The 24,358-nt window shown below is 46.4% G+C and carries 21 protein-coding genes; 9 read left to right on the forward strand and 12 right to left on the reverse strand.

Translation table 11 applies throughout. The features are described 5' to 3' along the window. Positions 1–57 precede the first annotated feature (57 nt). The 6 genes from ubiK (at position 58) to MZ182_RS18740 (ending at position 6,479) form a co-directional block, all read left to right on the forward strand. Entirely contained in the window at positions 58–312 is a 255-nt protein-coding gene (gene ubiK / locus MZ182_RS18715; RefSeq protein ID WP_014611466.1) for a ubiquinone biosynthesis accessory factor UbiK, read from the forward strand. A 204-nt stretch (positions 313–516) separates the two neighbouring features. Then, positions 517–873 carry a hypothetical protein gene (locus MZ182_RS18720; RefSeq protein ID WP_011920131.1) on the forward strand — a complete coding sequence of 119 codons (357 nt, stop codon included), beginning with the start codon at positions 517–519 and terminating at the stop codon, positions 871–873. Positions 874–1,035: 162 nt separating this feature from the next. Beyond that, on the forward strand, positions 1,036–2,247 hold the full coding sequence (locus MZ182_RS18725) for an NnrS family protein (protein WP_011790978.1): 1,212 nt from the start codon (positions 1,036–1,038) through the stop codon (positions 2,245–2,247). After that, the gene (locus tag MZ182_RS18730) at positions 2,231–3,640 is read left to right on the forward strand and encodes an ammonia-forming cytochrome c nitrite reductase subunit c552 (protein WP_011920132.1); all 1,410 of its coding nucleotides are present in this window, start codon (positions 2,231–2,233) and stop codon (positions 3,638–3,640) included. Before MZ182_RS18725 ends, MZ182_RS18730 begins: the two co-directional genes overlap by 17 nt. Before the next feature lie 451 nt (positions 3,641–4,091). Next, positions 4,092–5,576 carry a cell envelope integrity protein CreD gene (gene creD, locus MZ182_RS18735; protein WP_248068012.1) on the forward strand — a complete coding sequence of 495 codons (1,485 nt, stop codon included), beginning with the start codon at positions 4,092–4,094 and terminating at the stop codon, positions 5,574–5,576. A gap of 93 nt (positions 5,577–5,669) precedes the next feature. Further along, complete coding sequence (locus MZ182_RS18740; RefSeq protein ID WP_248068009.1) at positions 5,670–6,479, forward strand: phosphatase PAP2 family protein; 810 nt, start codon at positions 5,670–5,672, stop codon at positions 6,477–6,479. Between the two features lie 193 nt (positions 6,480–6,672). Here MZ182_RS18740 and MZ182_RS18745 read toward each other — a convergent pair whose 3' ends face one another. The 9 genes from MZ182_RS18745 to ilvC form a co-directional block, all read right to left on the reverse strand. Further along, positions 6,673–7,545, reverse strand: coding sequence for a Tim44 domain-containing protein (locus MZ182_RS18745; protein WP_248068006.1), 873 nt, complete (start codon positions 7,543–7,545; stop codon positions 6,673–6,675). A gap of 445 nt (positions 7,546–7,990) precedes the next feature. Beyond that, on the reverse strand, positions 7,991–8,509 hold the full coding sequence (locus MZ182_RS18750; protein WP_248068003.1) for a DUF4303 domain-containing protein: 519 nt from the start codon (positions 8,507–8,509) through the stop codon (positions 7,991–7,993). A gap of 47 nt (positions 8,510–8,556) precedes the next feature. After that, positions 8,557–9,177, reverse strand: coding sequence for a hypothetical protein (locus MZ182_RS18755; RefSeq protein ID WP_011790985.1), 621 nt, complete (start codon positions 9,175–9,177; stop codon positions 8,557–8,559). Between the two features lie 186 nt (positions 9,178–9,363). Then, positions 9,364–10,497 (reverse strand): pyridoxal-phosphate-dependent aminotransferase family protein, encoded by a 1,134-nt coding sequence (locus MZ182_RS18760; protein ID WP_248068017.1) that lies wholly within the window; start codon positions 10,495–10,497, stop codon positions 9,364–9,366. 227 nt (positions 10,498–10,724) lie between these two features. After that, positions 10,725–12,335: a threonine ammonia-lyase, biosynthetic gene (ilvA, locus tag MZ182_RS18765; RefSeq protein ID WP_248068001.1), complete on the reverse strand. Its 1,611-nt coding sequence runs from the start codon at positions 12,333–12,335 to the stop codon at positions 10,725–10,727. Between the two features lies 1 nt (position 12,336). Further along, positions 12,337–14,196 (reverse strand): dihydroxy-acid dehydratase, encoded by a 1,860-nt coding sequence (ilvD, locus tag MZ182_RS18770; protein WP_248067988.1) that lies wholly within the window; start codon positions 14,194–14,196, stop codon positions 12,337–12,339. Positions 14,197–14,253: 57 nt separating this feature from the next. Then, positions 14,254–14,511: an acetolactate synthase 2 small subunit gene (gene ilvM / locus MZ182_RS18775; RefSeq protein WP_006083459.1), complete on the reverse strand. Its 258-nt coding sequence runs from the start codon at positions 14,509–14,511 to the stop codon at positions 14,254–14,256. After that, entirely contained in the window at positions 14,508–16,181 is a 1,674-nt protein-coding gene (gene ilvG, locus MZ182_RS18780) for an acetolactate synthase 2 catalytic subunit (protein WP_248067987.1), read from the reverse strand. Before ilvG ends, ilvM begins: the two co-directional genes overlap by 4 nt. 612 nt (positions 16,182–16,793) lie before the next feature. Further along, the gene (gene ilvC, locus MZ182_RS18785) at positions 16,794–18,272 is read right to left on the reverse strand and encodes a ketol-acid reductoisomerase (protein ID WP_248067985.1); all 1,479 of its coding nucleotides are present in this window, start codon (positions 18,270–18,272) and stop codon (positions 16,794–16,796) included. Between the two features lie 233 nt (positions 18,273–18,505). Here ilvC and ilvY point away from each other — a divergent pair, with 233 nt between their 5' ends. Continuing rightward, positions 18,506–19,378 (forward strand): HTH-type transcriptional activator IlvY, encoded by an 873-nt coding sequence (ilvY, locus tag MZ182_RS18790; RefSeq protein WP_248067983.1) that lies wholly within the window; start codon positions 18,506–18,508, stop codon positions 19,376–19,378. Here ilvY and MZ182_RS18795 read toward each other — a convergent pair. Together MZ182_RS18795 and MZ182_RS18800 are read right to left on the reverse strand one after the other, a co-directional pair. After that, on the reverse strand, positions 19,375–20,691 hold the full coding sequence (locus tag MZ182_RS18795; protein WP_011790992.1) for a hemolysin family protein: 1,317 nt from the start codon (positions 20,689–20,691) through the stop codon (positions 19,375–19,377). The two genes, ilvY and MZ182_RS18795, sit on opposite strands and share 4 nt — an antisense overlap. Before the next feature lie 537 nt (positions 20,692–21,228). Continuing rightward, entirely contained in the window at positions 21,229–21,639 is a 411-nt protein-coding gene (locus tag MZ182_RS18800; RefSeq protein WP_025008175.1) for a YkgJ family cysteine cluster protein, read from the reverse strand. A 153-nt stretch (positions 21,640–21,792) separates the two neighbouring features. Between MZ182_RS18800 and MZ182_RS18805 the strand changes: the two genes are divergently transcribed. Continuing rightward, entirely contained in the window at positions 21,793–22,458 is a 666-nt protein-coding gene (locus MZ182_RS18805) for an ERCC4 domain-containing protein (protein WP_248067982.1), read from the forward strand. A 28-nt stretch (positions 22,459–22,486) separates the two neighbouring features. On the opposite strand, the gene yjjG is transcribed toward MZ182_RS18805, so the two are convergent. Further along, a complete protein-coding gene (gene yjjG, locus MZ182_RS18810) occupies positions 22,487–23,170 on the reverse strand; it encodes a pyrimidine 5'-nucleotidase (protein ID WP_011920146.1) in 684 nt (227 codons plus the stop codon). A gap of 302 nt (positions 23,171–23,472) precedes the next feature. On the opposite strand from yjjG, the gene MZ182_RS18815 reads away from it, so the two are divergent. Beyond that, positions 23,473–24,357 (forward strand): LysR family transcriptional regulator, encoded by an 885-nt coding sequence (locus MZ182_RS18815; RefSeq protein ID WP_248067981.1) that lies wholly within the window; start codon positions 23,473–23,475, stop codon positions 24,355–24,357. Position 24,358: the final 1 nt, after the last annotated feature.

Below are 24,358 nucleotides of genomic sequence, written 5' to 3' on the forward strand. Positions count from 1 at the left end.
TGAAACCTAACATACTGAGTTACAATCGAGCCATTCAGTGAAAAGGCGGACAAGATGATGATCAATCCAAAGAAAATCGAAGAAATGGCGAAACAGCTGAGTGACAGTTTACCCAGTGGTCTAAAGCAATTTGCTGGTGAATTTGAAGAACGCAGCAAGCAAGTACTGCAAAATCAACTGCTCAAGTTGGATATGGTGTCCCGCGAAGAATTTGATGTACAGCAGCATGTGCTATTAAAGACCCGTGAAAAGTTAGAAGCCCTGCAAGCGCAAGTGAATGAGTTAGAAAAAAAACTCAACGCCACTGATTAACAACCGTTATAACATTTATTAAAAAAGCACAGATAGCCAAATGCGACTGTGCTTTTTAGTTTAATGCTGAGTCTGCTCGGTCATGTTGGGGGATTAATGCAGCAACTTGCCAATTATATCCTTGCTATTCAAGGTAACTGAATTGCAGCACAATTTAACGGATGAGTTCTAAATCACTTGGGCTAAATCCTCAATACAAGGAAGATGGTACTCTCAATGGAAATGACAACATATGATATGAGTACATGGGAAAATATAGCGAGTTGGGTATTGCTACTGCTGGGCGGTCTTCCCTTACTTATCTACCCATTTGTCGTATTTGCAAACCTGATGCTACTCGCTGGCCATAAAAGCACATATAAACCACCGCTATTTAATCGGCTCATGAACCAAGGCTTTATTTGGGGGAGCTTCATTTATCCTGCTATCTATATTCCCCTCTATAAGATAGCGACTCAATTACAGTCAAACCAAACACTTATCTATGCAGCTTTACCTGTTGCCTACCTTGCACTACTCGCAGTTTGCTTCCGCTATATGAATGCCCCATTAAAACCTTGATGATTTAACTTCGCCCCTTTGCTGAATGTCCGCGATGAGACCTTGGTTCCAAAACCTAAGATACGGTTTGAATTACACACAATTTCAGCCTAATATAAAAAGCATATCAAATACACCTTAAGTGTATTGCCATTGAGCAGCCCCGCCACTAGGTTAATGACTATGCTAAATATTGATGATCCTAAACAAACCGAACGTACTCATGCACTGTGGCGCTTAGGCTTTAGACCTTTTTTTCTTGGAGGAGCTATCATTGCTGCGCTATACATTCCACTATGGCTGTTGACTTGGTTTACTCCCCAATATAGCTTTTTTGCCCCCTCCTTTTGGGCCAATATATTGCCACTATGGTGGCATCCACATGAAATGTTGTTCGGTTTTGCTATGGCAATTGTGTGTGGTTTTTTACTGACCGCCGTCCAAAACTGGACCAATCAACCCACATTAAAAGGATGGCCACTGGCGCTAACCTTTAGCTGCTGGTTACTGGCGCGATTGTTACTCTTACTCCCAATGCAAATTCCGTTAATCTTGCCAGCCTTGTTTGATTCTTTGTTCCTTGGCATGGCAAGTTTCACCCTCTGGCGCTGTATCTATAAGGTGAAGCAATGGCGTAATATTGGCTTTCCGATCATGTTATTTGCAGCACTCGTGATTAATAATGTCAGCTACTATGCGCTGTTTGAACGAGACTTTATTCTTGCTAATCAGATCTGGCAGGCAATGTTGTGGTGGTTAGCCTTACTCATTACCATAGTGGCCGGACGCGTTATTCCCTTCTTTACCGCGATGCGCATCAAAGCAACTAAAGCAAACCCCTTGCCTTGGATTGAATATCCCCTGCTCCTCGCGATGATCTTGCTGGTTATTCAGGCACTAACTCATCTAATACCACAAGAAATTGAACGAAGCTTGCTACTCATCGCTGGACTACTGCAGCTTGTTCGGTTTGCACGCTGGCTGCCCCATAAAACACTGAAAGAACCCATGCTGTGGTCCTTACATATTGCTTACCTCATGCTACCAATCAGCCTGTTGGCCATGAGTTGGTATCTTGATAATGAATATGCCTATCGAAGTTTGCTTCACCTATTTGCCATTGGTTGTATGGCGACCTTGTGTCTTTCAATGATTTCTAGAGTGTCACTCGGACACACGAGCCGAAATATTTATGAAGGCCCGAAAATGATTTTGGCATTTATCTGCCTACCGTTAGCGGCACTGCTTAGGGCGCTAATGCCAATTTGGTTTCCGGCTCACACACAAGTCTGGTTATGGTTGGCCGCCAGTTGCTGGTTTATCGCATTTGCACTATTTGTATGGCATTACCTGCCTATTCTCACCCGCCCCCGTATTGATGGGCGCCCAGGTTAATATTGATGTTCTGACAAAAGGATACAAAGTGAAAATTTATTTAAAAACAGTCATATTACTCAAGCTGATTGGCTTTCTCGTTATTGCTACATGCACATCTGTAGCGGCTTCTGATACCAGCAATCAACAAAAATATCCTAATCAATATCAATCTTGGCAAGCCACATCTGAACAAGTTGAGCGCGAGGATATGCTCGCAAATTATCCTGCCAGTATCATACTCTGGGCAGGATCTTCCTATGCAAAAGAGTACCATAGCCCACGGGGACACCATTTCGCCGTTGCCGATGTGACACAGACTTTACGTACAGGAGTGCCCCCTAAAGCAGGAGAGAAGGGCTTATCCGCCAGTTGCTGGACCTGTAAAACACCTGATGCGCCCAGATTGATAGAACAATTGGGATTTGAAGGGTACTCTGCCAAAAACTTTACCGATTTGGGCAAAGAGATCCAAAGTGTCGTCTATTGCAGCGATTGCCATGAGTCTGGTACACAGAAATTAGCCTTACCTCGCCCACATGCTCAAGATGCAATGGCCAAAGTTCACTTGCCATTCGATAAACAAGATAAAAATATGCAAGGCGCACAGGTGTGCGGTCAGTGTCATGTGACTTATTATTTCCGTCCAGAAAAAAGTAATGTCGTTAATATTCCTTGGATTTTTGGTAGTACCGCCGATGATATTGAAAAATATTACGACACTCGCCGCTTTTTTGAATGGATCCACCCCATTTCAAAAACGCCCATACTCAAAGCACGTCATCCTGAGTTTGAGCACTGGAGTCGTAGTAAACACGCCGAAGTCGGTGTCACTTGCATTACTTGCCATATGCCAACCCAGCAGGATGCAAAAGGTGTTGAATTTACGAGCCATAAAGTTGATAAAGCCTTACCGCATTTTGATAGTAGCTGCAGCGGCTGCCATAGCAGTAAAACCAAAATCGAAACTAAACTCGCGGCGAATAAGTTAACCATTGAAACCAAAGCCCGCGAAGTGGAATCTTTACTCGTCAAGGCTCACTACGAAGCCAAAGCAGCATGGGATGCAGGCGCTAAATGGGAACAAATGAATGAACCCATAATGGCGATACGGCACAGTCAATGGCGCTGGGATTTTGCCATGTCTTCACATGGCCTCTATGCCCATAATCCAGAGGAAGGTAAGCAGCTATTGGATAAAGCGATTGAACAAGCCAACGATGCACGTAATCAACTCGCGAGTGTTTTAAAACACTTCAAAGTGACACAAGTCAGCTATCCAGATATCAGCACCAAAGAGAAAGCTCAACAAGCAATTGGATTGGTTGAAGCTGATTTAATTAAAGAAAAACAAAAATTTATTGAAGATGAAGTCAATAAAAACTGGCATCCTGTTGCCAAATACGGTTATTAAACTGTAATAAAGTCAATTAGTCATTCTTTCGCATCATGGAAGACACTTAAAGCGAAATGGATATTGGCAAGTCGGTAAAATGGTAATCCCTCAAGTGTCACTTGAGGGATTACAGATTTTAACTTTGCAGATGAACCGCTAAAATATCCACACCAATCTACTCACTCGGTTATCTATTCAAGAGCCAGTCACCTTTAAGTAAAGTTTCAAAATACTGCTACTCACATTAGAAAAGAAGATGACGACGAGGACAACCATCCCAAATGTCGGCAAAGCCTCCTCTTTTTCGGCCTAATCATTTAAACAGTAGAGATAGTGTTAGTGGTCATTGCCATGATTTTGCCACTATTGATCAGCAACTTGCCCGCAACTTCTGGGGGCAAATCTGTTTTAATATCAGCCGCTAGCACAATTCAACCTAACGACCGCATTTCATAGGGAATGAAATTACATGTTCAACATTATTGCAGGCGTATTAACTCTATTCACGCTGGTGTTATTTGGCACCGCCGGATACTTAGTTGTACGAGCACTGCTTAAAAAATTCAATCAGGAGCAAGGAGCAAACATGGAATCGCCACAGGCTCAGTTACCCAATAACAAACCAACATTGCATCCACTGGCTAAAAATACCACGCTACTCAAAGCCTTAACCATTGGCATATTATCAATTATTGCCTTGATCCCATTAGGGATCATTATGGATATGACCTCAGATCGCCAAGCCCTATACCATAGCGTGGTCGATGAAATTGGCCGCTCATGGGGTGAGCAGCAAACTCTCTCTGGTCCTGTGCTGGTGATCCCTTACAGCTATTTTGTGCTGCAAGAAGAAGTCAGTAACGACGGCAAAACTCGCCATGAAGTGAAGCGTACCTATCAAGATGAGTTAGTGATCCTACCGAAAAAGCTCACCCTCGATTTAGACCTAAAACATGATTTCCGTACCCGCGGTATTTACCAATCCCTTGTGTATAACGCAGCACTACAAGGTCAGGCCGACTTCAGCCTTAACCGTTATGAAATTCCTAACCTTATCGCCTTCGATAATAAAAATGCCCGTTTAGTTTTTGGAGTATCATCTAACCAAGCAATTGATAAAGTGGAGAAAATAGAAATTACAGGCGACTCCACTTTACTCTCTGGCTCACTGATGTCGGGTACAGGCTTAACCACAGGGGGCTTAGAAAAAGGCTTTAATCAAAGGCTTCAAGTCGGTGAAGCAAGTGATTTTAGTGTGAACTTTGCGATGACACTGCGCGGCTCACAATCGATTAGCGCCCTACCATTAGGTGAACAAACCCTGATCAATATCGAAGCGGATTGGCCACACCCAAGTTTTAAAGGCTTGCTCCCTGCAGAGCGCAAGATCAGCGCCAATGGATTTACTGCTAGTTGGAATATCAGCCACTTAACCCGTAACTATCCACAAGAGTTTATTAAGAGCAGTCAATCGACGCTCACGGAAGTCGTGGCCAATGCCATGTTATTTGAACCTGTGACTCATTACGGCAAGATAGAACGCTCGGTAAAATATGGCCTACTGTTTATCGTGCTGACTTTTATCATGTTGTTTATTTTCGAACTCGGTCAAAAAACTAGCCTAAGTACGATTCAATATGTTTTAGTCGGCAGTGCCATGGCCTTGTTCTACTTGTTATTGCTATCGTTATCTGAACATTTAGCCTTCTTACATGCTTATCTCATTGCCGCCTGTATTCCTGTGCTATCGGTATCCGCCTATGTGGGCAGCGCTACTACGAGCATGAAGCGCGGTTCTATCGTTGGCTTAATGCTAGTGAGTTTGTACGCCGTGCTCTATTCGATACTGCAATTAGAAGATTACGCCCTATTGATGGGTACAGGTTTGCTGTTAGTCGTTCTGCTCATTTTAATGTTCGTGACCAGACATCAAGCTAAAAATACGGCGCAATAACGCATCACAGATCCACCCTTGAAGACTCCCGACAGCGCCACCTTTTGCTGTCGGGATTTTTTTATTGGCAAAGCCATGCTCACCTTGTAGCCTATGGTGTTTTATAAAGAGGCTTTTATTTTGACTCATCGCGCCAATCTTTTCTGCCGTTTAGGCCTTGCTTGGTTATTGCTGGCAACGATTCCTAGCTTATTAGTACTGACGCAAAACCAACTGTTTCCGCTGATCGATCTGCATTCTACATTTGCCAGAATGTTATATTGGATTACCACCACGGGCACCGCCCCCTATGGCGTGGCGACGGTCTTGTTTGTACTGGCGATAGCCTATCGTCTTATGCCTAAACCACTTTTTATCAGTCTATTTTTAGCGATTAGTATTAGCCAAGTCATAAGCTTGAGCCTCAGCCATACACTCAAATCTTTTTTTAAAGAACCTCGGCCTAATGTGGTTTTTCTCACTGAGCAAGCACTACCTATAGATGAACAGCTTTCACTTGATGCCTTCTATCAATTGGATAAACAGACGCGATCTAAAACAATCGCTAATGCACTCGATGGCTTAATCGCCACAGACCCCACGATGAAACTCGACTCGCATATCCATCAACATTGGGAAGATGAAGTCGGTTACTCTTTTCCCTCTGGACACACTATCTTTGCTGCAACACTGGTACTTACCGCCAGTTACTATTTGCTGTGTGCTGGCTTACCCATGTTTGCAATCCTGCTATTAGGTTGGGGATTATTAATGGGATTAAGCCGGATGTTGCTCGGTATGCACTGGCCGCAAGATGTGCTCTTTTCTACCCTGTTAGCAGCAGTGATCAGTTGGGTCAGTGTACTATTGGTTGATAAATTACGGCCTCTATCAAGCTACGTAATTAAAGATGCGCACAAATAGTTAAGCCTAGAGCATGGTGAAGGTTTTTTGGCAAAGAATGATCAAAGAGTTGCCACAGCCAAGAGTTAATGCAATAACAGCTGAATTTTTAATCTATCAACACAATTGAACTGTTGCGATAAGGTAGGACTGATACTCAAGGGATATGAACAGCAGCCTTAAGAGATTAAGGCTGCTTTGAACACTGGGCTGATTACTGTTCGATACCCACGATTAACCAAGGTGAGTTGGCTTGCGCTACGTTACGCTCCAAATGCCATACTTCCTTAATGTCCTCTTCTACGCCTTCAACGGTATCGCGGTAGCGGCCGCTAAATTTAACACTCACTTCCGCAAGATTGGCAGTGTGCGTGGCGCGTACCAGTTCAGCATCCAAAAACATCACTTCTGTGTGTTGGTCGCCCACTAATTCGCGGCGTTGATTGCTGAGTTCATTGAATAGCTCAATGGAAACATACTCTTGGATTTTGCTTAGATCGTTTTCATTCCAAGCCAATTGTAGGGTTTTGTAATGACTGCGAGCGCCTTCCAAAAAGCTGGGTAAATCAAAACCGGCGGGTAAATTAAAGGGCACATCGCTTGCCGCCTGGGCAAAACCATTACTGCCACTGTTGGCATTATTTGTCGCATTGCTGGCAAAACCTGTTTGCTCTGCTTGTTGGCGCTGAAAATTAGGACTTGGCTGAGCCCCCGCATAGGCCGGTCTTGGCTGCGCACCCGCTTTTGAGGCCATCACAGTACGAACGATTTTGAATAGCACGAATGCCAGCAAACCGATAATCAAAATATCCATAAATTGAATATTTTCAAAACCTTCACCCATAAATAGCGCAGCCAATAAGCCACCTGCTAATAAACCGCCTAACATGCCACCCATCATACCTTTTTTGCCCGGAGCTCCCGCAGGCGCAGTCGTGGGTGTATTAGTCGCCGCCGGTTGAGCCGGAGCGGTTTGATGGCTTTTGCCGATAGACTTACTACCGCCGAATTTTTTCGCTTCAACGACAGGGCTAGTAACTAAACTAACCGCAAAAATCATCGCCAGCATAATAAATAACTTTTTCATTTATAGGATCTTGTTCGTTTAATCTGAGGTGCCGCCATAATAGCGGGATGACATTATATGTCAATTAGCAAAAGAGGAGGCTGGCAGTCCTGTGCATATTTAGTGGTTTAGATTAAGCACAGTCATTCCAGTGACGCGCCAACTTTGGTTTAAAAATAAGTCATCCCTGAGGGCTCGACGGCTGCATCTGCTGTATATGGACATACGAATGTCGCGATCACATGGATGTGAATGAGCGGCCATGCCGCCAACGGTCACTTAGATGCCAGTGCTTAATCCCGTTAACTATCCTGTATCTTGATAGCCAGCCCCCCTAACCGAAGTCCAATACCCTGACATAGGCAACCATCTCAGCAGTCATATCTTTTGAATCAAGATTTAGAATAATCGCCATGAAGAAAAGATGATTATGTTTCTATTCTTATAGATAAATCTGTACGATTAATTAGTCAAATCTTGAAATAAATGCCATTGAAAGTGGTGCATCGTTTATTAATTTTGCAGAAGAGTTTTCTATTTCTTCAGACTCATTGTCGTCAGTAACTGAAACAAAACACACTGTCGAATGTAGCTCAATAGGCAGTTCTCTTTTTATTCTGATCAGCACATTTGATAATGTCTGAATGAGTTCACTCTTAAACTTTGCAAAGTTTATTTCTCGAGATGAGTCCTCTCGAAGCATCTTACTCATTTTGGAGAAGGCTCCCGCATTATATCCATCGTAAAACCACTCAGATACTGCCCATCTATAGTAATTTTCACACTCTATGCTCTGCTCTTCTTCATCAGCGAGAATACTTTTAAGCTTCTCCTCAGAGCTAGCACTTAATGATACCGACATAGCACTACTGTCAGTGTAAAGAGATACCGCATAGAATGTCTCATCTTTGTTTTCTAACAATAACATCTTGATTGTATCGTATGTAGTTTCAAAGCATTTTTCTTCTAACTCAATCCAGTCCATTAATAACTCCTTGCACTTAGCTTCAATATTTTCATTTTATGAGGCACTCAGTCCCATGCAGAATACTGATAATGTTCATTTATCTCCTTAAAACTCACACCAGTTAAACCAAGAGCTTCGTACTCATTTTTAAACTGAATAGAACATACAGAAGCCGCTATCTCGTTACAAAAGAATAAATGTTCACAAATATTATTCTTTATTTTAAATTTATCGATAGACTCATAATATGTCTTCTTTAACCCACGTTCCTCTTGCGTGTTCAATTTTCCAGAATCTAAATCAATCGAGATAGTATAAATGGACTCATCCTTATCCAAGATAGATAAATAACTTAATGGGAAAAATAAAAAATACTTTTTCTGCGGCCTAACTCCTCGATACAGGTTAATATCGACAGGAATACGAATACACTTAACATTTAATTTTTCACACAAGCATAACATTTCATTAGAAACTAAATTTTCATCAACCAAATAATCACCATTCAGTTGATATGCTTTTGCTTTAAGAGAATAAGCTGTTAAAAAATCACCCTCACACGGTGGTGAGTCATAAATCTCATAGTCAGGTAACTCAGGAGTCCAATTTTTATCCATAAAATACGGTATTCCCTTACCATCAGGATCTGATTGCACAATAAAAAATGCCTGTGGATTTATACTCATAATAACTACCCTGTAATAGGTTAAAATTTTAATGTCCCTGAGAAAGCATTAGCACAAACTTAGATTGCCAAAAAGCTGGATCCCCGCTCAAATGCTGTGCGGGGATGACGATGCTTAATCAAACTTCAGTTATCAAAAAAACTGGATCCCCGCTCAAAAACACTGCCGGGATGATGGTTCAGTCGCTTAGCTCAAGACCTCTTCTAATACCTTGAGGCATAAGGCGACATTTTCACGGCGAGCACCGAAGCCCATAAGGCCGATGCGCCATGCTTTACCCGCAAGGGCGCCAAGGCCTGCGCCGATTTCGAGATTGTAATCTTTGAGCAAACGAGCCCGCACAGCGGCATCATCGACGCCAGCGGGGATATAAACTGCGTTAAGTTGTGGCAGACGCGAATCTTCGGCAACCACAAAATTTAGCCCTAATTTTTCCAGCCCAGCACGTAGCACTAAGTGCATGTCATGATGGCGTTGCCACGCATTTTCTAAACCTTCGGCCGCTAACATACGCAGGGATTCATGCAGTGCATAAAGTGCATTCACTGGCGCAGTGTGATGGTAACTACGTTTGCCGCCCGCGCTGGCCCAATAGGCCATCACTAAGCTTTGATCGAGGAACCAACTTTGTACTGGGGTCTTGCGATTCTTGAGTTTTTCGACGGCAGCAGGCGAGAAAGACACAGGTGATAAACCCGGTACACAGGAAAGGCACTTTTGACTGCCAGAATAAATGGCATCTATGCCCCATTCATCGACTCTTAACTCGACACCACCAAGGGAAGTCACGGCATCGACTATGCTCAAGCAACCATAGGTTTTGGCTAATGCGCACAAGGTTTTGGCATCGGACAAGGCGCCAGTAGAAGTTTCGGCGTGCACAAAGGCTAAAAATTTGGCATCTGGATTGGCTTTCAGTGCCGCTTCAACCGCAGCAGGATCGACAGGAGTGCCCCATTCGTTATCCACCAGCACGGCAATCGCGCCCATACGCTCGACGTTTTGGCGCATACGCTCACCAAACACACCGTTACGACAGACAATCACCTTCTCACCCGGCTCGACTAAGTTAACGAAACAGGTTTCCATGCCCGCACTGCCCGGCGCTGATACCGCCATGGTCATTTCGTTTTTAGTTTGGAAGGCGTATTGGATCAGACTCTTAAGCTCATCCATCATGCCCACAAACAGCGGATCTAAGTGGCCAACCGTAGGTCTGGACTGCGCCGCAAGCACTTCGGGATAAACATCCGACGGGCCAGGGCCCATTAAAATACGGCGAGGAGGATTAAAAGCGGTAAAATGCGGTGCTGGTAACATCATGTCTCCTTAATGCGTGTAGGTCGAGGTCTAGATATTAATTCGTTATTCGTTAGCCATTCTGTTTTAAAAACCAGCGAGTTAACCATCAGCGACTTAACAGTGGCGCGCTAATCGGCGGCTAGAGTATTAAGTCTACAAAACTACCACAAAAAGGAGCGCCTGTGCGCTCCTCCTTTAGCCTTAGTTGTGTTAGTCATAACTATCACGCGCATGGTGCGCTAAGGTTATAACGCCTTGTTACCGTTACCCACATTTAAAAACAGCTGATAGGCAGGACTTTGGGTTTCCTCTTGATAGACAAAACCCAATTCAGTTAAAAACTGTTGGAACGGCAAGGCATCACTCGCGGGCACTTCAAACCCCGCCAGCACTCGGCCAAAAGCCGCGCCGTGGTTGCGATAATGGAACAAGCTAATGTTCCATTTACTCTGCAAGGTGGTCAAAAACTTCAGCAGCGCACCGGGATGTTCAGGGAACTCAAAGCTAAATAAACGCTCCTCTAAAGGCTCTGGTGGATGACCGCCAACCATATAACGCACATGCAATTTCGCAGTTTCATCGCCAGATAAATCCTGCACTTCGAAGCCATTGGCCTCTAAGGTAGCAATGATTTGTTCTAACTCGCCTTGGCCTCGGCTTAAGCGAATGCCGGCAAACACCACGGCAAGATCGCGACTACTGAAACGATAGTTAAACTCCGTCATCACCCGCTTATCGAGCAGCTCACAGAATTTTAAGAAACTTCCCGGACGTTCAGGGACTTTCACCGCCAGTACCGCTTCTTTCTGCTCGCCAAGCTCACAGCGTTCGGACACATAACGCAGACTGTGGAAATTCACATTCGCGCCACTGAGAATCGCGGCGACTTTTTCACCATTGCCACAATCTCCACTGGCATTAGTGCTGACGTATTTTTTAAGCCCAGCCAAGGACAAGGCCCCTGCGGGTTCGGCGATCGCTCGAGTGTCTTCGAAGATATCTTTTACCGCAGCGCAGATTTCATCCGAGGTGACAGTCACCACTTCATCGACATAAAGTTTCGCGACTCGAAACGGCTCAGTGCCGATACGTTTAACCGCCACGCCATCGGCAAATAAACCGACTTGCGCCAGCGTCACGGGCTCGCCCGCTTCCATCGCCGCCTTTAAACAGGCCGCGTCTTCTGGCTCGACGCCGACAATTTTCACCTGCGGCATTACCGCCTTGTAATAGGCTGCGATACCCGCGATTAAACCGCCGCCGCCCACGGGCACAAATACCACTTCGAGATCGCGCTGCTGCTGCAACATCTCTTGGGCGATAGTGCCTTGGCCTGCGATCACGGCTTCATCGTCGAAGGGCGCAATATAGACTCGGCCCTCTTCTTTAGCCATCGTCATCGCAAAACCATTGGCTTGATCGAAGGCTTGGCCGTGCAATACTACGTTGCCACCTAAACGGCGCACCGCATCGATTTTGATATCGGGCGTCGTCTCAGGCATCACAATCACAGCATCCACACCGCGACTCGCCGCCGACATGGCTACACCCTGAGCATGATTGCCTGCCGAAGCACACACCACGCCGCGCTGGCATTCTTCTTTCGTCAGTTGGGCGATACGGTTATAGGCACCGCGTAACTTGAAGGAATGCACTGGCTGCATATCTTCGCGCTTCAAAAATACCTGACAACCCAAACGCGCCGACAACTTGTTCATGCTGGAAAGCGGCGTCACTTTCGCTATGTCATACACAGATGACAACAGGATTTTTTGCAGATAGCTTTGTGCCAACTGAAAATGGGCTAAATCGGTCCGAGCTTGCGATGCTGTAGACATAGAGGCAAGTGGCAACATATTAGTCCTCCAGTTTACTGCGATCGCGCACCGCGCCCTTGTCGGCACTGGTGGCGAGCATGGCGTAGGCCTTAAGCGCGAGTGATACATAACGCTGGCGACCAATAGGTTTCCACGCCATTGGGCCAAGACTGTGCATTTTTTCGCGGCGAGCATTGAGTTCAACATCGCTTATCGCCAGCTTGATACTGCGCTTGGGAATATCAATCTCGATGCGATCGCCATTTTCAATCAAGGCGATCGTGCCGCCCGCTGCCGCTTCGGGTGAAACGTGGCCGATAGATAAACCTGAAGTGCCACCGGAGAAACGACCGTCGGTTATCAGCGCACAGGCTTTGCCTAAGCCACGTGATTTTAAGTAACTGGTTGGGTACAACATTTCTTGCATACCCGGGCCGCCTTTCGGGCCTTCGTAACGGATAACTACCACATCACCCGCCACCACTTCGCCGCCTAAAATGCCCGCCACTGCGTCATCTTGGCTTTCATAGACGCGCGCCGAACCAACGAAGGTCAGGTTCGATTCATCCACACCCGCCGTTTTAACGATACAGCCGTTCTCGGCCACATTACCCGACAATACGGCAAGACCGCCCTCTTGGCTGAAGGCAAACTCGCGGCTACGGATACAACCTTCTTGTCTGTCATTATCCAATGACGGCCAGCGACAATCTTGGCTAAAGGCTTTAGTGGTCGGAATCCCCGCAGGTCCCGCCATAAAGAAGTGTTTTACTTTTTCATCTTGCGTCTGCATCACATCGTATTTCGCCAATACAGACTTCAAATTGCCACCTTCATCGGCCGCCACATGGAACACATCGGTATGTAGTAATCCTGCTCTGTCTAGCTCACCTAAAATCCCCATCACACCACCCGCGCGGTGCACGTCTTCCATATGGTACTTAGGCGTCGAGGGCGCAACCTTACAAAGGTGCGGCACTAGGCGCGACATACGGTCGATATCCGCCATGGTAAAATCGACATCGGCTTCCTGCGCGGCCGCCAATAAATGCAATACGGTATTAGATGAACCGCCCATGGCGATATCTAAAGTCATGGCATTTTCGAAGGCTTTAAAGTTCGCAATATTGCGCGGCAATGCCGATTCATCATCTTGATGATAATAACGTTTTGCCAGCACCATCACGCGGCGACCCGCTTCTAAAAACAGCTCGCGGCGATCCGCGTGGGTTGCCAGCATAGAGCCGTTACCCGGCAGCGATAACCCTAGGGCTTCGGTTAAACAGTTCATTGAGTTCGCGGTAAACATGCCAGAGCAAGAGCCACAGGTTGGGCACGCGCTACGCTCAATTTTGGCACTGTCTTCATCGCTCACGTTCGAGTCGGCTCCCGCCACCATAGCATCGACTAAGTCGAGCTTGATGAGCTTATCCGACAGCTTAGTTTTACCCGCTTCCATCGGTCCGCCAGACACAAACACGACGGGAATATTGAGGCGCAGCGCCGCCATCAACATGCCTGGGGTGATCTTGTCGCAGTTGGAGATACAGACTAAGGCATCGGCGCAGTGAGCATTAACCATGTATTCCACACTGTCGGCGATAAGCTCACGCGATGGCAGACTGTAAAGCATACCGCCGTGGCCCATGGCGATACCATCATCGACGGCAATTGTGTTGAATTCTTTGGCGATACCGCCCGCTTCTTCGATGGCGATCGCCACCAGTGAGCCCATGTCTTTTAAGTGCACATGACCCGGAACAAACTGAGTAAAGGAGTTAGCAATGGCGATAATTGGCTTACCAAAATCATTGTCTTTCACCCCTGTGGCGCGCCATAGCGCACGGGCACCCGCCATATTGCGGCCTTCGGTACTGGTAGCTGAACGTAACTTTGGCATTGACTGTATCCTTTATCTCAAATCGAAAATCGTATTCTTAATTCATATGGCGCAGGCTTACGCATTCGCCGTTTGTTGCAAGCTCAGTGGTAACAATACCTTACATTGAGTCACATCAATCAGTTTATTCAGCTGATTACTTAACAGTTCGATGGCACGTTCGCTATCGACCTCCATATCCAGCGACAGACTCGCATCGTCGTTCATGCGCATCTGCATTTGGGTAATCGTAAAGCCACGATGGCGAGTCACGCGCAAAACACGCTCAAGCACTTCGGGGCGTTGTTGAACCGTTAATTCCAGAGAGTGGATCATGTTTGTTTCTCCATTTCGTCCATCATATCGCTGTTTGATGCGCCGGGGGGCACCAGTGGCCAAACGTTAAAAGCATCGTCGATTGCAACGTGTAACAAATACGGGCCCTTAGCCGCTAACATTTCGGTTAAGGCTTCTTCCACTTCGTCGGAAGAAAAAATCGTGCGGCCGGGAATATCAAAAGCGGAGGCCAATAAGACAAAATCAGGGTTATCGGATAAATCCGTTTCACTGTAGCGCTCTTCAAAAAATAGCTGTTGCCACTGCTTCACCATGCCAAGCTTTTGGTTATCAACCAGCACGATTTTCACTGGTAGCTTGCGGCGTTTGATGGTGGTCAGTTCCTGCACATTCATCATAAAAGAACCATCGCCAGACACAGTGACCACAGTCGCATCGGGACGGGCCACTTGCGCACCAATCGCGGCGGGCAAGCCAAAGCCCATAGTGCCTAAGCCCGCGCTGGACAGGTGATCCTCAGGGCGGCGGAACCACATATGCTGGGCCACCCACATTTGGTGCTGACCGACATCGCAACAAACAACATTGTCCTCGGGTAACTTATTGGCTAAACGGCGCAGCAGCGCAGGCGCATAAATCAAACTGCCGGGGTGTTGATAATCCCATTGGTGTTTACGGGATAAATGCTCCACCTCGGCCTGCCAAGGCGTGATGTTCATCGACATGGCTAAGGCGGGGAGGATTTGGCGTAAGTCACCGGCTATCGCCACCTCTGGCATACGTAACTTGCCCAGCTCAGCGGCGTCTATGTCTAAATGGATCACTTTGGCCTTGTCGGCAAAGCTCGCTAAACGGCCGGTGACTCTGTCATCGAAACGGGCACCCACCACGATCAGCAGATCACAATCCTGTACCGCTAAGTTAGCCGCTTTGCCACCATGCATGCCTAACATGCCTAAGTAACCGGGCGTGCCGTGGGCGATACTGCCAAGCCCTTTCAAGGTTGCGACTGAAGGTATACCCGTTACTTTGATAAACTCACGCAGTTGATCGACCGCGCCCGCCATGCCCACACCGCCGCCGACATACAACATAGGTTGTTTCGCTTCTGCCAACAGCGCACGGGCGGCCTCGATATCACTCATCTCGGCTTGTGGTTCGTTGGTGACGGCCAGCAAAGGCGTACGGTATTCGAGGTGAGCAAGTTGGATATCCTTCGGGATATCGACCAACACAGGGCCAGGGCGGCCGGATGCGGCGATCTCAAAAGCTTGATACAAGGTTGGGATCAGGTCGTTGACGTCTGTCACCATAAAGCTGTGCTTAGTGCAGCTCAGTGACATGCCCAGTACATCGATTTCTTGAAACGCATCAGTGCCGATAACGGCGGTAGAGACTTGGCCTGTGATAGCCACGATAGGCACTGAATCTAACAACGCATCGGCAAGTGAGGTGATAAGGTTAGTCGCGCCAGGGCCTGATGTCGCAAAGCACACGCCGGTTTTACCGCTGGCTCTTGCGTATCCTACGGCAGCAAAGGCCGCGCCTTGTTCGTGACGGCTTAAGAGATGTTCAACAGGGCTTCCATAGAGGGCATCGTATATTGGCATAATGGCACCACCGGGATAACCAAACACTGTGGTCACTCCATGTGCTGCTAACACTTTGATTACCGCGTCTGCGCCTCTGATCATCTGCCCTGGTTCCATATTCTCTCTCGCTACGTTAGTCCTGAATTGCCGAAAATCGACTCGATTTTTACGCTTTCGAAACTGTTACTCTTTCGAAACTTAGAACCTTGCTCTAGGCCCTGAAACGAAGAACCCCCCGGTCCTTTCGGAGCGGGGGGTTCTTTCGAAACTTTTAACCTTTTAGGTCTATCAGTTCGCCATGCGCCGCCCCCGCTGTGATTTAATAATCACGACGGTAATAATCACGAGAATGAGCTTGGCAGCTTGGTTAAACATCAATATGGATCCCTAATCGGTGCTTCTAAAATTGTTCTCTTAATAATCGAGAATGACTTGAAAGTTAGTTTCGCTTTGGGCTTTGCCCTAGCGCGAGCTATTAGCTTTACCATAAAGCGACAGCCAAACACAATAAAAAATATCTTTTGTCAAAAAAAATTCAGCTTCCCTGCCGAGACAATGCAAAACAACAACATAAAACGTTAATAAACGAGTGTTAGCTAGCGGCACCGCTTACTAACCCATGTCGTTTTTGCCCGCTCGACAACCCACAAAGCAGGTAAATATTTTGTATTATGCTAAGACTCGCATCCGTCGAGTCTTAGCCCGTAATTTGAAGAGATTACTTAATCGTTACGCCCCAACAATACTTTTCATATCAGTCATATAACCACGAAGTTCAGCACCAACATATTCCACAGCGGTGTGACGAATCGCATCGTTAATCGCGATTAATTGCAGGTTATCAACGCTGTTAGAACTGTCTTTCAGGCCCGCACCTAAATACTCTGGCGACATGGCATTCACATAGTCGCGCAGCATAGGTACTGCGGCGTGATTGAACAGGTAGCAACCGTATTCGGCGGTGTCTGAAATTACCACGTTCATTTCGTACAAACGTTTACGAGCAATAGTGTTGGCGATCAGTGGGGTTTCGTGCAGTGACTCATAATAGGCCGACTCTTCCACGATACCCGCAGACACCATGGTATCGAACGCCAGTTCCACACCCGCTTTGATCATAGCAACAAGGAAAATACCTTTGTCGAAATAGGTTTGTTCGTCGATATGTTCGCTCGATACGGGCGCATTTTCGAAACCGGTTTCGCCAGTTTCCGCTCTCCAACGCAGTAAGTTCGCATCATCGTTCGCCCAATCTTCCATCATAGTGCGTGAGAATTCGCCGCTGATGATGTCATCCATGTGTTTTTCAAATAATGGCTGGAGGATTTCTTTTAAATCTTCTGCAATTTCAAAGGCTTTAATCTTGGCTGGATTAGACAAACGGTCCATCATGTTAGTGATGCCGCCGTGTTTCAGCGCTTCAGTGACCGTTTCCCAACCTTGCTGGATAAGCTTGGCCGCGTAACCTGACTCAACGCCATCGGCAACCATTTTCTCATAACCTAGGATGGCGCCCGTCTGCAACATACCGCAGAGGATAGTCTGCTCGCCCATCAGATCCGACTTCACTTCGGCGATAAAGGAGGACAGTAACACACCCGCTCTGTCACCACCGGTTGCGCTAGCATAGGCTTTAGCAATCTCTAAGCCGTCACCCTTTGGATCGTTTTCAGGATGTACTGCAATCAGAGTGGGGACACCAAAACCACGTTTGTATTCTTCACGTACTTCAGTACCCGGGCACTTAGGCGCAACCATAATAACCGTAATATCAGGACGGACTTGCATGCCCTCTTCAACGATGTTGAAGCCGTGGGAATAAGACAAGGTTGCACCTTGCTTCATCAGTGGCATAACCGCGTTAACCACGTTGGAATGCTGTTTGTCTGGCGTCAAGTTAAGCACTAGATCCGCCGTGGGAATTAATTCTTCAAAGGTACCAACACGGAAACCGTTATCGGTCGCCTTCTGCCACGAAGCTCGTTTTTGTGCAATCGCTTCAGGGCGCAGGGCATAGGAAATATTCAGCCCTGAGTCACGCATATTCAAACCTTGGTTAAGACCCTGGGCGCCACAACCTAAAATAACAATATTCCAATCTTTAATGTAATTGCAGCCGTCGGTAAATTCAGAGCGATCCATAAAACGACATTGGCCAAGCTGTGCTAATTGTTGACGTAAATTCAGAGAGTTAAAATAGTTAGCCATCTGAGATACCACCTTTAAGTCAGGAATGGGGGACTCAACCAAACTAAACGCTATGTTAAGGAATGGTTGTGATTGAAATCACTATACCCCATGCTTATCGTTGCTTAAAATGATATATTCGAAACTTAATATTGCATTATTCGCAACGTCAGCCGCAATAACGCTCAGTAACATTGGCAGCTACATCGGCGGCAATATGCAGCACTCAAGCTCAGGCTGAACAGGATAAGCACATGGATATTCGTACCCTCAAATTGTACCTGCACTTATGTGACAGTTTGCACTTCGCCAAGACGGCGGAGCAGATGCATGTGAGTCCATCGACCTTAAGTCGAGCACTGCAAAGATTAGAAGAAGAAGTGAACGCTAAGCTGTTAGAGCGGGATAATCGCAGCGTGACCTTAACCCATGCAGGGCGCGAATTTAAGCTGTTCGCCGAGCAGACCTTGCACCATTGGAGCACGCTCAAGCACAGTATCGACCTTAAGCAAGATGTGCTGCGCGGTCGGTTGAATCTGTATTGCTCGGTCACTGCCGCCTACAGCCATTTACCGCATTTATTGGATTTATTCCGCCAAGAGCATCCCTTTGTGGAAATCGCCTTGACAACGGGAGATGCGGCCAATGCGCTGGCAGAAGTGCAACAGAATCGAGCCGATATTGCTATCGCCGCCCTGCCCGATCCCTTCCCCAGCAGCTTACACTTTGCCAAAATCGACGATGTGCCACTGTCGATTATCGCACCGACGATCCGCTGTGCAGTACAGCAACAAGTGAGTCAAACGCCCATCGATTGGTCGAGCGTGCCCTTTATCATCCCAGATCACGGCCCAGGACGGCGCCGCGCCGATAACTGGTTCAAACAAATGGGCATCAGCCCTAATATTTACGCCCAAGTGTCGGGTCAAGAAGCGATCGCCTCTATGGTAGCGTTAGGCTGCGGCGTGAGCATCAGCCCAGAAGTGGTGATCAATAACAGCCCAGTGCGGGATCGCATCCAGTTACTCACCTCACCCGTTACAATACCGCCATTTGAACTCGGTTGCTGCTGCAAGGTAAAACGGCTGGATGACCCGATACTGAGCGCTTTCTTAGAAGTGATTTAGGTATCGGGTGATATCTGTTTATCGCTAGAATCAATTCGCGTCACCAACAATTGATCAACCTTGTAGGCATCGATATCCACAACCTCAAACTTGTAACCCGCATAATTCACAAAGTCAGTACGCTTAGGGATTTTACGTAGCATATACATCATAAAACCGGCGATGGTTTCGTAGTTCTGATTATGCGGGAACTCCTCAATATCAAAGGCGCGCATCACATCTGTGATAGGCGTGACCCCATCGACTAGCCAAGAGTTACCATCGCGGGCGATAATCTGCTCCTCGCTTTCGTGCAAAGACCAAGCCCCCATTACCGCGCGTTGTAAATCGTTGGTAGTCACAATCCCCACCACTAAGGCATATTCGTTCATCACCACGGCAAAATCGGCGCGACTATTTTTAAAATATTCCATCGCCTCAGACAGGCTCAATGTATCGGGAATAATTAGGGAGGTATGCACTAAGCTACTGTCTTTTAATGTAATATCTTCACCATTAATGACACGTATCAGTAGCTCTTTAGCATCCACAAAGCCTTTCACCATATCCAACTGCCCATCACAGACGAGGAACTTAGTATGAGGATCTTCGGAGATCTTACGTTTAATATCCTCTTCGCTATCTTGCAGTAAAAAGTACACTAAACTTTCGCGGGCAGTCATAGCTGAAGTAACGGAAACGGTTTGCATTTCAAACACATTCTCCATCATCTGTTGATCACCACGATCCAATACGCCAGCTTCGGCACCCGCATTCATAACTGCGTAAATATCATCGGATGTGATTTCATCATTGCGTACAGTCGGAATTTGCAACAACTTAAAAATCGCCGTTGCCAGACCATTAAAAAACCACACCAGCGGACGAAGAAGCGCAATACAGAAGCTCATTGGCCCCACAACTGCCAAAGCAACAGGCTCAGGCATCGCCATCGCAATACGCTTCGGCATAAGATCTGCCACTAAAATAAATGCACTGGTCACTAAAACGAAGGAAAGCACAAAGCTCACTTGGCTGAGCCAAGTTCCTGTTAACCAAGGGCTGAGTAATTCATAGAAATAAGGACGAAATGCCGACTCGCCCACGATACCACCCATAATGGCAACACCATTTAGGCCTATCTGCACTACGGTAAAAAAGCTTCCTGGATGAGCTTGCAATTGCAGTACTTTTTCAGCACGCCCATCACCTTCATCGGCTAACTGGCGTAAACGGATTTTTCGCGATGCGGCGAGTGCAATCTCTGACATAGAGAAAAAGCAACTTGCTCCAATTAAGCACAATATAATCATCACGTTATCAAAGATACTCATGTAACACCTTTCTTTTAACACTGGACTCACTAGGACTGACCCGCACCTTTATTGCTCGCGTGTCAGTTAAATTCTTGGCACTGCTATACCATACAAATGTAACCACTCACTGGACTAACTCGTTGTAAACACATGGCAAGACTCATTTAAATAGGTATCTAAATTGCGCTAGATACAAGCCAAGATTATATCGACTTATCGTCCAACGGGGCGTGACTCTGCTCTCGCAGAGAGCCAATTATATGCAAGCTTCGACTTAGCTATATTGTTTGAAAGAAGCCCAGAATGGCACCACAGATACAGCGATGAGTGCTACGTTAAATTACAACGGGTAACAGATTATATCCTATTTGTTGCTTATTATGATCTCATCCCAAGCTATTTTTATTAGTCAGCACAAACAGATAGTGCATTTCATGCTTTTTATATCAATATGTTGTCAGCGTTTTTGAAAATAAAAATCTATGGATAGCGAGGCCAATCCCCAACAAGATTGCCGCCATAAAAGACTACAACTGAAAGCAAGTAGACGAAGGACTAGCGAGGGCGATAGGGGCAAAAATTAGGCTTAGGACCAATTTGAGGATGATTGCGGCAAGTCTCTGGCCGCTGATGATAAATAGTGCAACGACGCGTGTGACTATCTAAATATAGGCAATCATCATTCGCCATACGCGCCAAGGTAAAAATTGCAGTCTTATGGTTAAAATGATCGATTAAACGGGCTTTTTGCAGACGCTTAGCAATGCTTTTGAGATCGCCTTCGGCCTCAAATTCATCCACTAGCGCCATCCGCACTAAATCGCTCACCCTAACTTCTACTGGCAGAGTACAACAAGTGGCATGGCAAGTATCGCACAGACCTTTACGATATTTTTGCCACGTGGACAAATCATCGATATTAAAAATCGAAACGGCGCTTACTATGCTTTTGCCACGTTTTGACACCTTGAATACCTAAAGGTTGGAAATAAAGGGCGGGCATTATAGCAGGCAAAAACGCCATATACATCTCACTTCATTTTAAGCTGATGATTAACAAAGCTGAAGGCAACTTTGGTACTTGTGACTCGGCCTGACTACACTCATAAGCAATCCTGAATGTGTCACTCGGCAGAGGTCACTAACATTGGTTGCAGATATAATCCCCTCTTTTATGACGATAGAGAACATGCAGAAACAATCCTCTATGAATTATCACTGCACGAAGATCTTTCGCTCATCAAAAAACGCCTAAAATTGGGTGATTATCAACTCAATGATTGGCTGATTGAACGTAAAACCTTGCCCGATCTAGTGCAATCCTTATGCGATGGCCGACTATTTTCTCAAATTACCAGACTAGCCGCGAGCCCAAGCCACACAGCCCTACTCATCGAAGGCTGCACTCAAGATATCGCAGGTTACCAGATCCGCAGAGAGGCACTTATCGGCGCGCTGTGCTCCATTTCAATCAATTTCCATATCCCAATACTCCGCAGTTTATCGCAAACGGAAACGGCCAAAATACTGTATTTTTGCGCCACTCAGTTAAACCGTAGCGAAAATGAATTAACCCTTACGGGACGTAAGCCCAAACGCAAGAAGAATCAGCAATTGTTTATCTTGCAAAGCCTACCAGAAGTAGGCCCCAAGCTTACTAGCAGACTGCTGTACCACTTCAAAAATATCAAGGCCATTTTTACCGCTCCGGAAGAGGCATTAATCCGAGTCGAAGGCATAGGTAAGGAAAAAGCCAGAAAGATCCGTGAAGCGCTAACGGGTTGATTAAGCAGCTATTTGAAAATTATGCCGTTTACACCCCGAGCAACAGACTATGCAGTTCTTGATGGGAGCGCACTTGATAGTGCGGAGTAATCCCTGCGGGCACATCGTGGCCATGGACGTTATACCAACAAGTATGAATCCCTGCATTGATACCGCCTTGAATATCGGAATGCGGGTTATCGCCGACCATAAGTACAGTTTCACGCTCAGGATGCCCCATCAATTCAAAGGCATGTTCGAAGATACCCACATCGGGTTTTGCCATGCCGACTTTTTCTGAAATCACTAAAATATCAAAATGATGCTGTAAGCCTGTGCGCTCTAATCGCACGGTTTGCAGCTCAGTAAAACCGTTAGTGATGATGCCTAATTTAGCCTTACCTTGCAGCGCGGCTAACAACTCGCGCGCACCAGGTAGCGGCGCACAAATTTCAGCCATAGCAGATAAAAAGGCACTATTGAGCGCTTGCGGCGCTACCGCAAGTTTGGCAGCCCAAGGCTCGAAACGTGTGGTTTGCAATTCGGCAGCAGTGATTTTACCGTCTTGATAGTCAACCCATAGCGGTTTATTAACTAACTGATACTCATCAAAATCCGCTTGAGTAAAATCGACCCCAAACTCACCAAACATCAACTTAAGCCCTTTTAAGGCATCGAAATAAAATAGGGTTTCGTCGGCATCGAACAGAATCCATTGGTATGGCAATGACATAGGAACTCTCTTTCTAACAAAATAGCTAAGCTAAGATCCATTCCTATGCCGTTCAGAGGCATCAGAGAATGGTACATCGGCAATTGCGGCACTGCTGCGGCGAGTTGCCGAACAGTAATCAAGATAAGTGATAAACAATGAGTGATGAATCCAAAAATAACGAGGCTTCACAGTCAACACCCGCAATCAGCAAGTGCATTAGTCTACCTTGCATCAAGGGCAATGATAACCACGATAATAAAAACTGACTGTTGAGGTATTATCAACAATAATGGCAGGGGGCGAGATAATCTAAGGACACCATGGAGCACTTTTCGGCATTACCTATTTTTGTCACTGTAGTGGAATCCGGTAGTTTTTCCGCTGCAGGGCAAAAGCTTGGGTTGAGTAAATCGGCAGTGAGTAAACGTATTACCCTATTAGAACAAAGTCTGGGTATTCAACTCCTACACCGTACTACTCGCAGCTTAAGTCTTACCGAAGCGGGCGCCCGCTATTACAACTATGTTTGCCCCGCCGTTCAGCTCGCCCAAGAAGGATTGGATGCGATATCCGAATTGCAACAAGCACCCCAAGGTCATCTACGAATTTCGGTGCCTATGGTGTTTGGTCGCGTGTATATTGCGCCATTAATAGCTGAATTTTTAAGACGATACCCCGATATCCAGCTACAAATGCACATGGATGACAAGACCACAGACTTAATTACTGGCGGCTTTGATTTAGCCATTCGTATCGGCGAATTACCAGACTCAAGCCTTATCGCTCGTAAACTCGCACCTTGTTTAAGCGTCATTTGCGCCGCCAAAGATTACCTCGCACAACATGGCTTACCCAGCACACCTGCGGCATTAACACAGCACAACTGCTTGTTTTACTCTTATTTTCAAGATGGTGTGGAATGGAGCTTCCAAAGTCCCAATGGCGTGCAACGCGTTCAGCCCAAAGGCAACTATCAGGTCAACAATAGTGACGCCATCCATCAAGCCTGCCTCGATGGCTTAGGTATCGCCAACCTACCGCGATTTATTGTAGAGCCAGATCTACAAACCGGACGTTTACAGGCATTACTCACTGACTATCCGCTGCCCGAACACGGTATTTATGCGGTTTATCCGCAGCGGAAATATTTGCCGACAAAAGTGAGCGTATTGATAGCGTTTTTGATGGAGAAATTAGGGAAGTAGT

The sequence above is a fragment of the Shewanella sp. JNE2 genome (assembly GCF_023159115.1).
GTDB lineage: Bacteria > Pseudomonadota > Gammaproteobacteria > Enterobacterales > Shewanellaceae > Shewanella > Shewanella putrefaciens.

Coding starts and splice junctions, on each gene's coding strand:
- ubiK (WP_014611466.1), top strand. CDS start 58: ATGATCAATCCAAAGAAAATCGAAGAAATGGCGAAACAGCTGAGTGAC.
- MZ182_RS18720 (WP_011920131.1), top strand. CDS start 517: ATGGTACTCTCAATGGAAATGACAACATATGATATGAGTACATGGGAA.
- MZ182_RS18725 (WP_011790978.1), top strand. CDS start 1,036: ATGCTAAATATTGATGATCCTAAACAAACCGAACGTACTCATGCACTG.
- MZ182_RS18730 (WP_011920132.1), top strand. CDS start 2,231: ATGGGCGCCCAGGTTAATATTGATGTTCTGACAAAAGGATACAAAGTG.
- creD (WP_248068012.1), top strand. CDS start 4,092: ATGTTCAACATTATTGCAGGCGTATTAACTCTATTCACGCTGGTGTTA.
- MZ182_RS18740 (WP_248068009.1), top strand. CDS start 5,670: ATGGTGTTTTATAAAGAGGCTTTTATTTTGACTCATCGCGCCAATCTT.
- MZ182_RS18745 (WP_248068006.1), bottom strand. CDS start 7,545: ATGAAAAAGTTATTTATTATGCTGGCGATGATTTTTGCGGTTAGTTTA.
- MZ182_RS18750 (WP_248068003.1), bottom strand. CDS start 8,509: ATGGACTGGATTGAGTTAGAAGAAAAATGCTTTGAAACTACATACGAT.
- MZ182_RS18755 (WP_011790985.1), bottom strand. CDS start 9,177: ATGAGTATAAATCCACAGGCATTTTTTATTGTGCAATCAGATCCTGAT.
- MZ182_RS18760 (WP_248068017.1), bottom strand. CDS start 10,497: ATGTTACCAGCACCGCATTTTACCGCTTTTAATCCTCCTCGCCGTATT.
- ilvA (WP_248068001.1), bottom strand. CDS start 12,335: ATGTTGCCACTTGCCTCTATGTCTACAGCATCGCAAGCTCGGACCGAT.
- ilvD (WP_248067988.1), bottom strand. CDS start 14,196: ATGCCAAAGTTACGTTCAGCTACCAGTACCGAAGGCCGCAATATGGCG.
- ilvM (WP_006083459.1), bottom strand. CDS start 14,511: ATGATCCACTCTCTGGAATTAACGGTTCAACAACGCCCCGAAGTGCTT.
- ilvG (WP_248067987.1), bottom strand. CDS start 16,181: ATGGAACCAGGGCAGATGATCAGAGGCGCAGACGCGGTAATCAAAGTG.
- ilvC (WP_248067985.1), bottom strand. CDS start 18,272: ATGGCTAACTATTTTAACTCTCTGAATTTACGTCAACAATTAGCACAG.
- ilvY (WP_248067983.1), top strand. CDS start 18,506: ATGGATATTCGTACCCTCAAATTGTACCTGCACTTATGTGACAGTTTG.
- MZ182_RS18795 (WP_011790992.1), bottom strand. CDS start 20,691: ATGAGTATCTTTGATAACGTGATGATTATATTGTGCTTAATTGGAGCA.
- MZ182_RS18805 (WP_248067982.1), top strand. CDS start 21,793: ATGTGTCACTCGGCAGAGGTCACTAACATTGGTTGCAGATATAATCCC.
- yjjG (WP_011920146.1), bottom strand. CDS start 23,170: ATGTCATTGCCATACCAATGGATTCTGTTCGATGCCGACGAAACCCTA.
- MZ182_RS18815 (WP_248067981.1), top strand. CDS start 23,473: ATGGAGCACTTTTCGGCATTACCTATTTTTGTCACTGTAGTGGAATCC.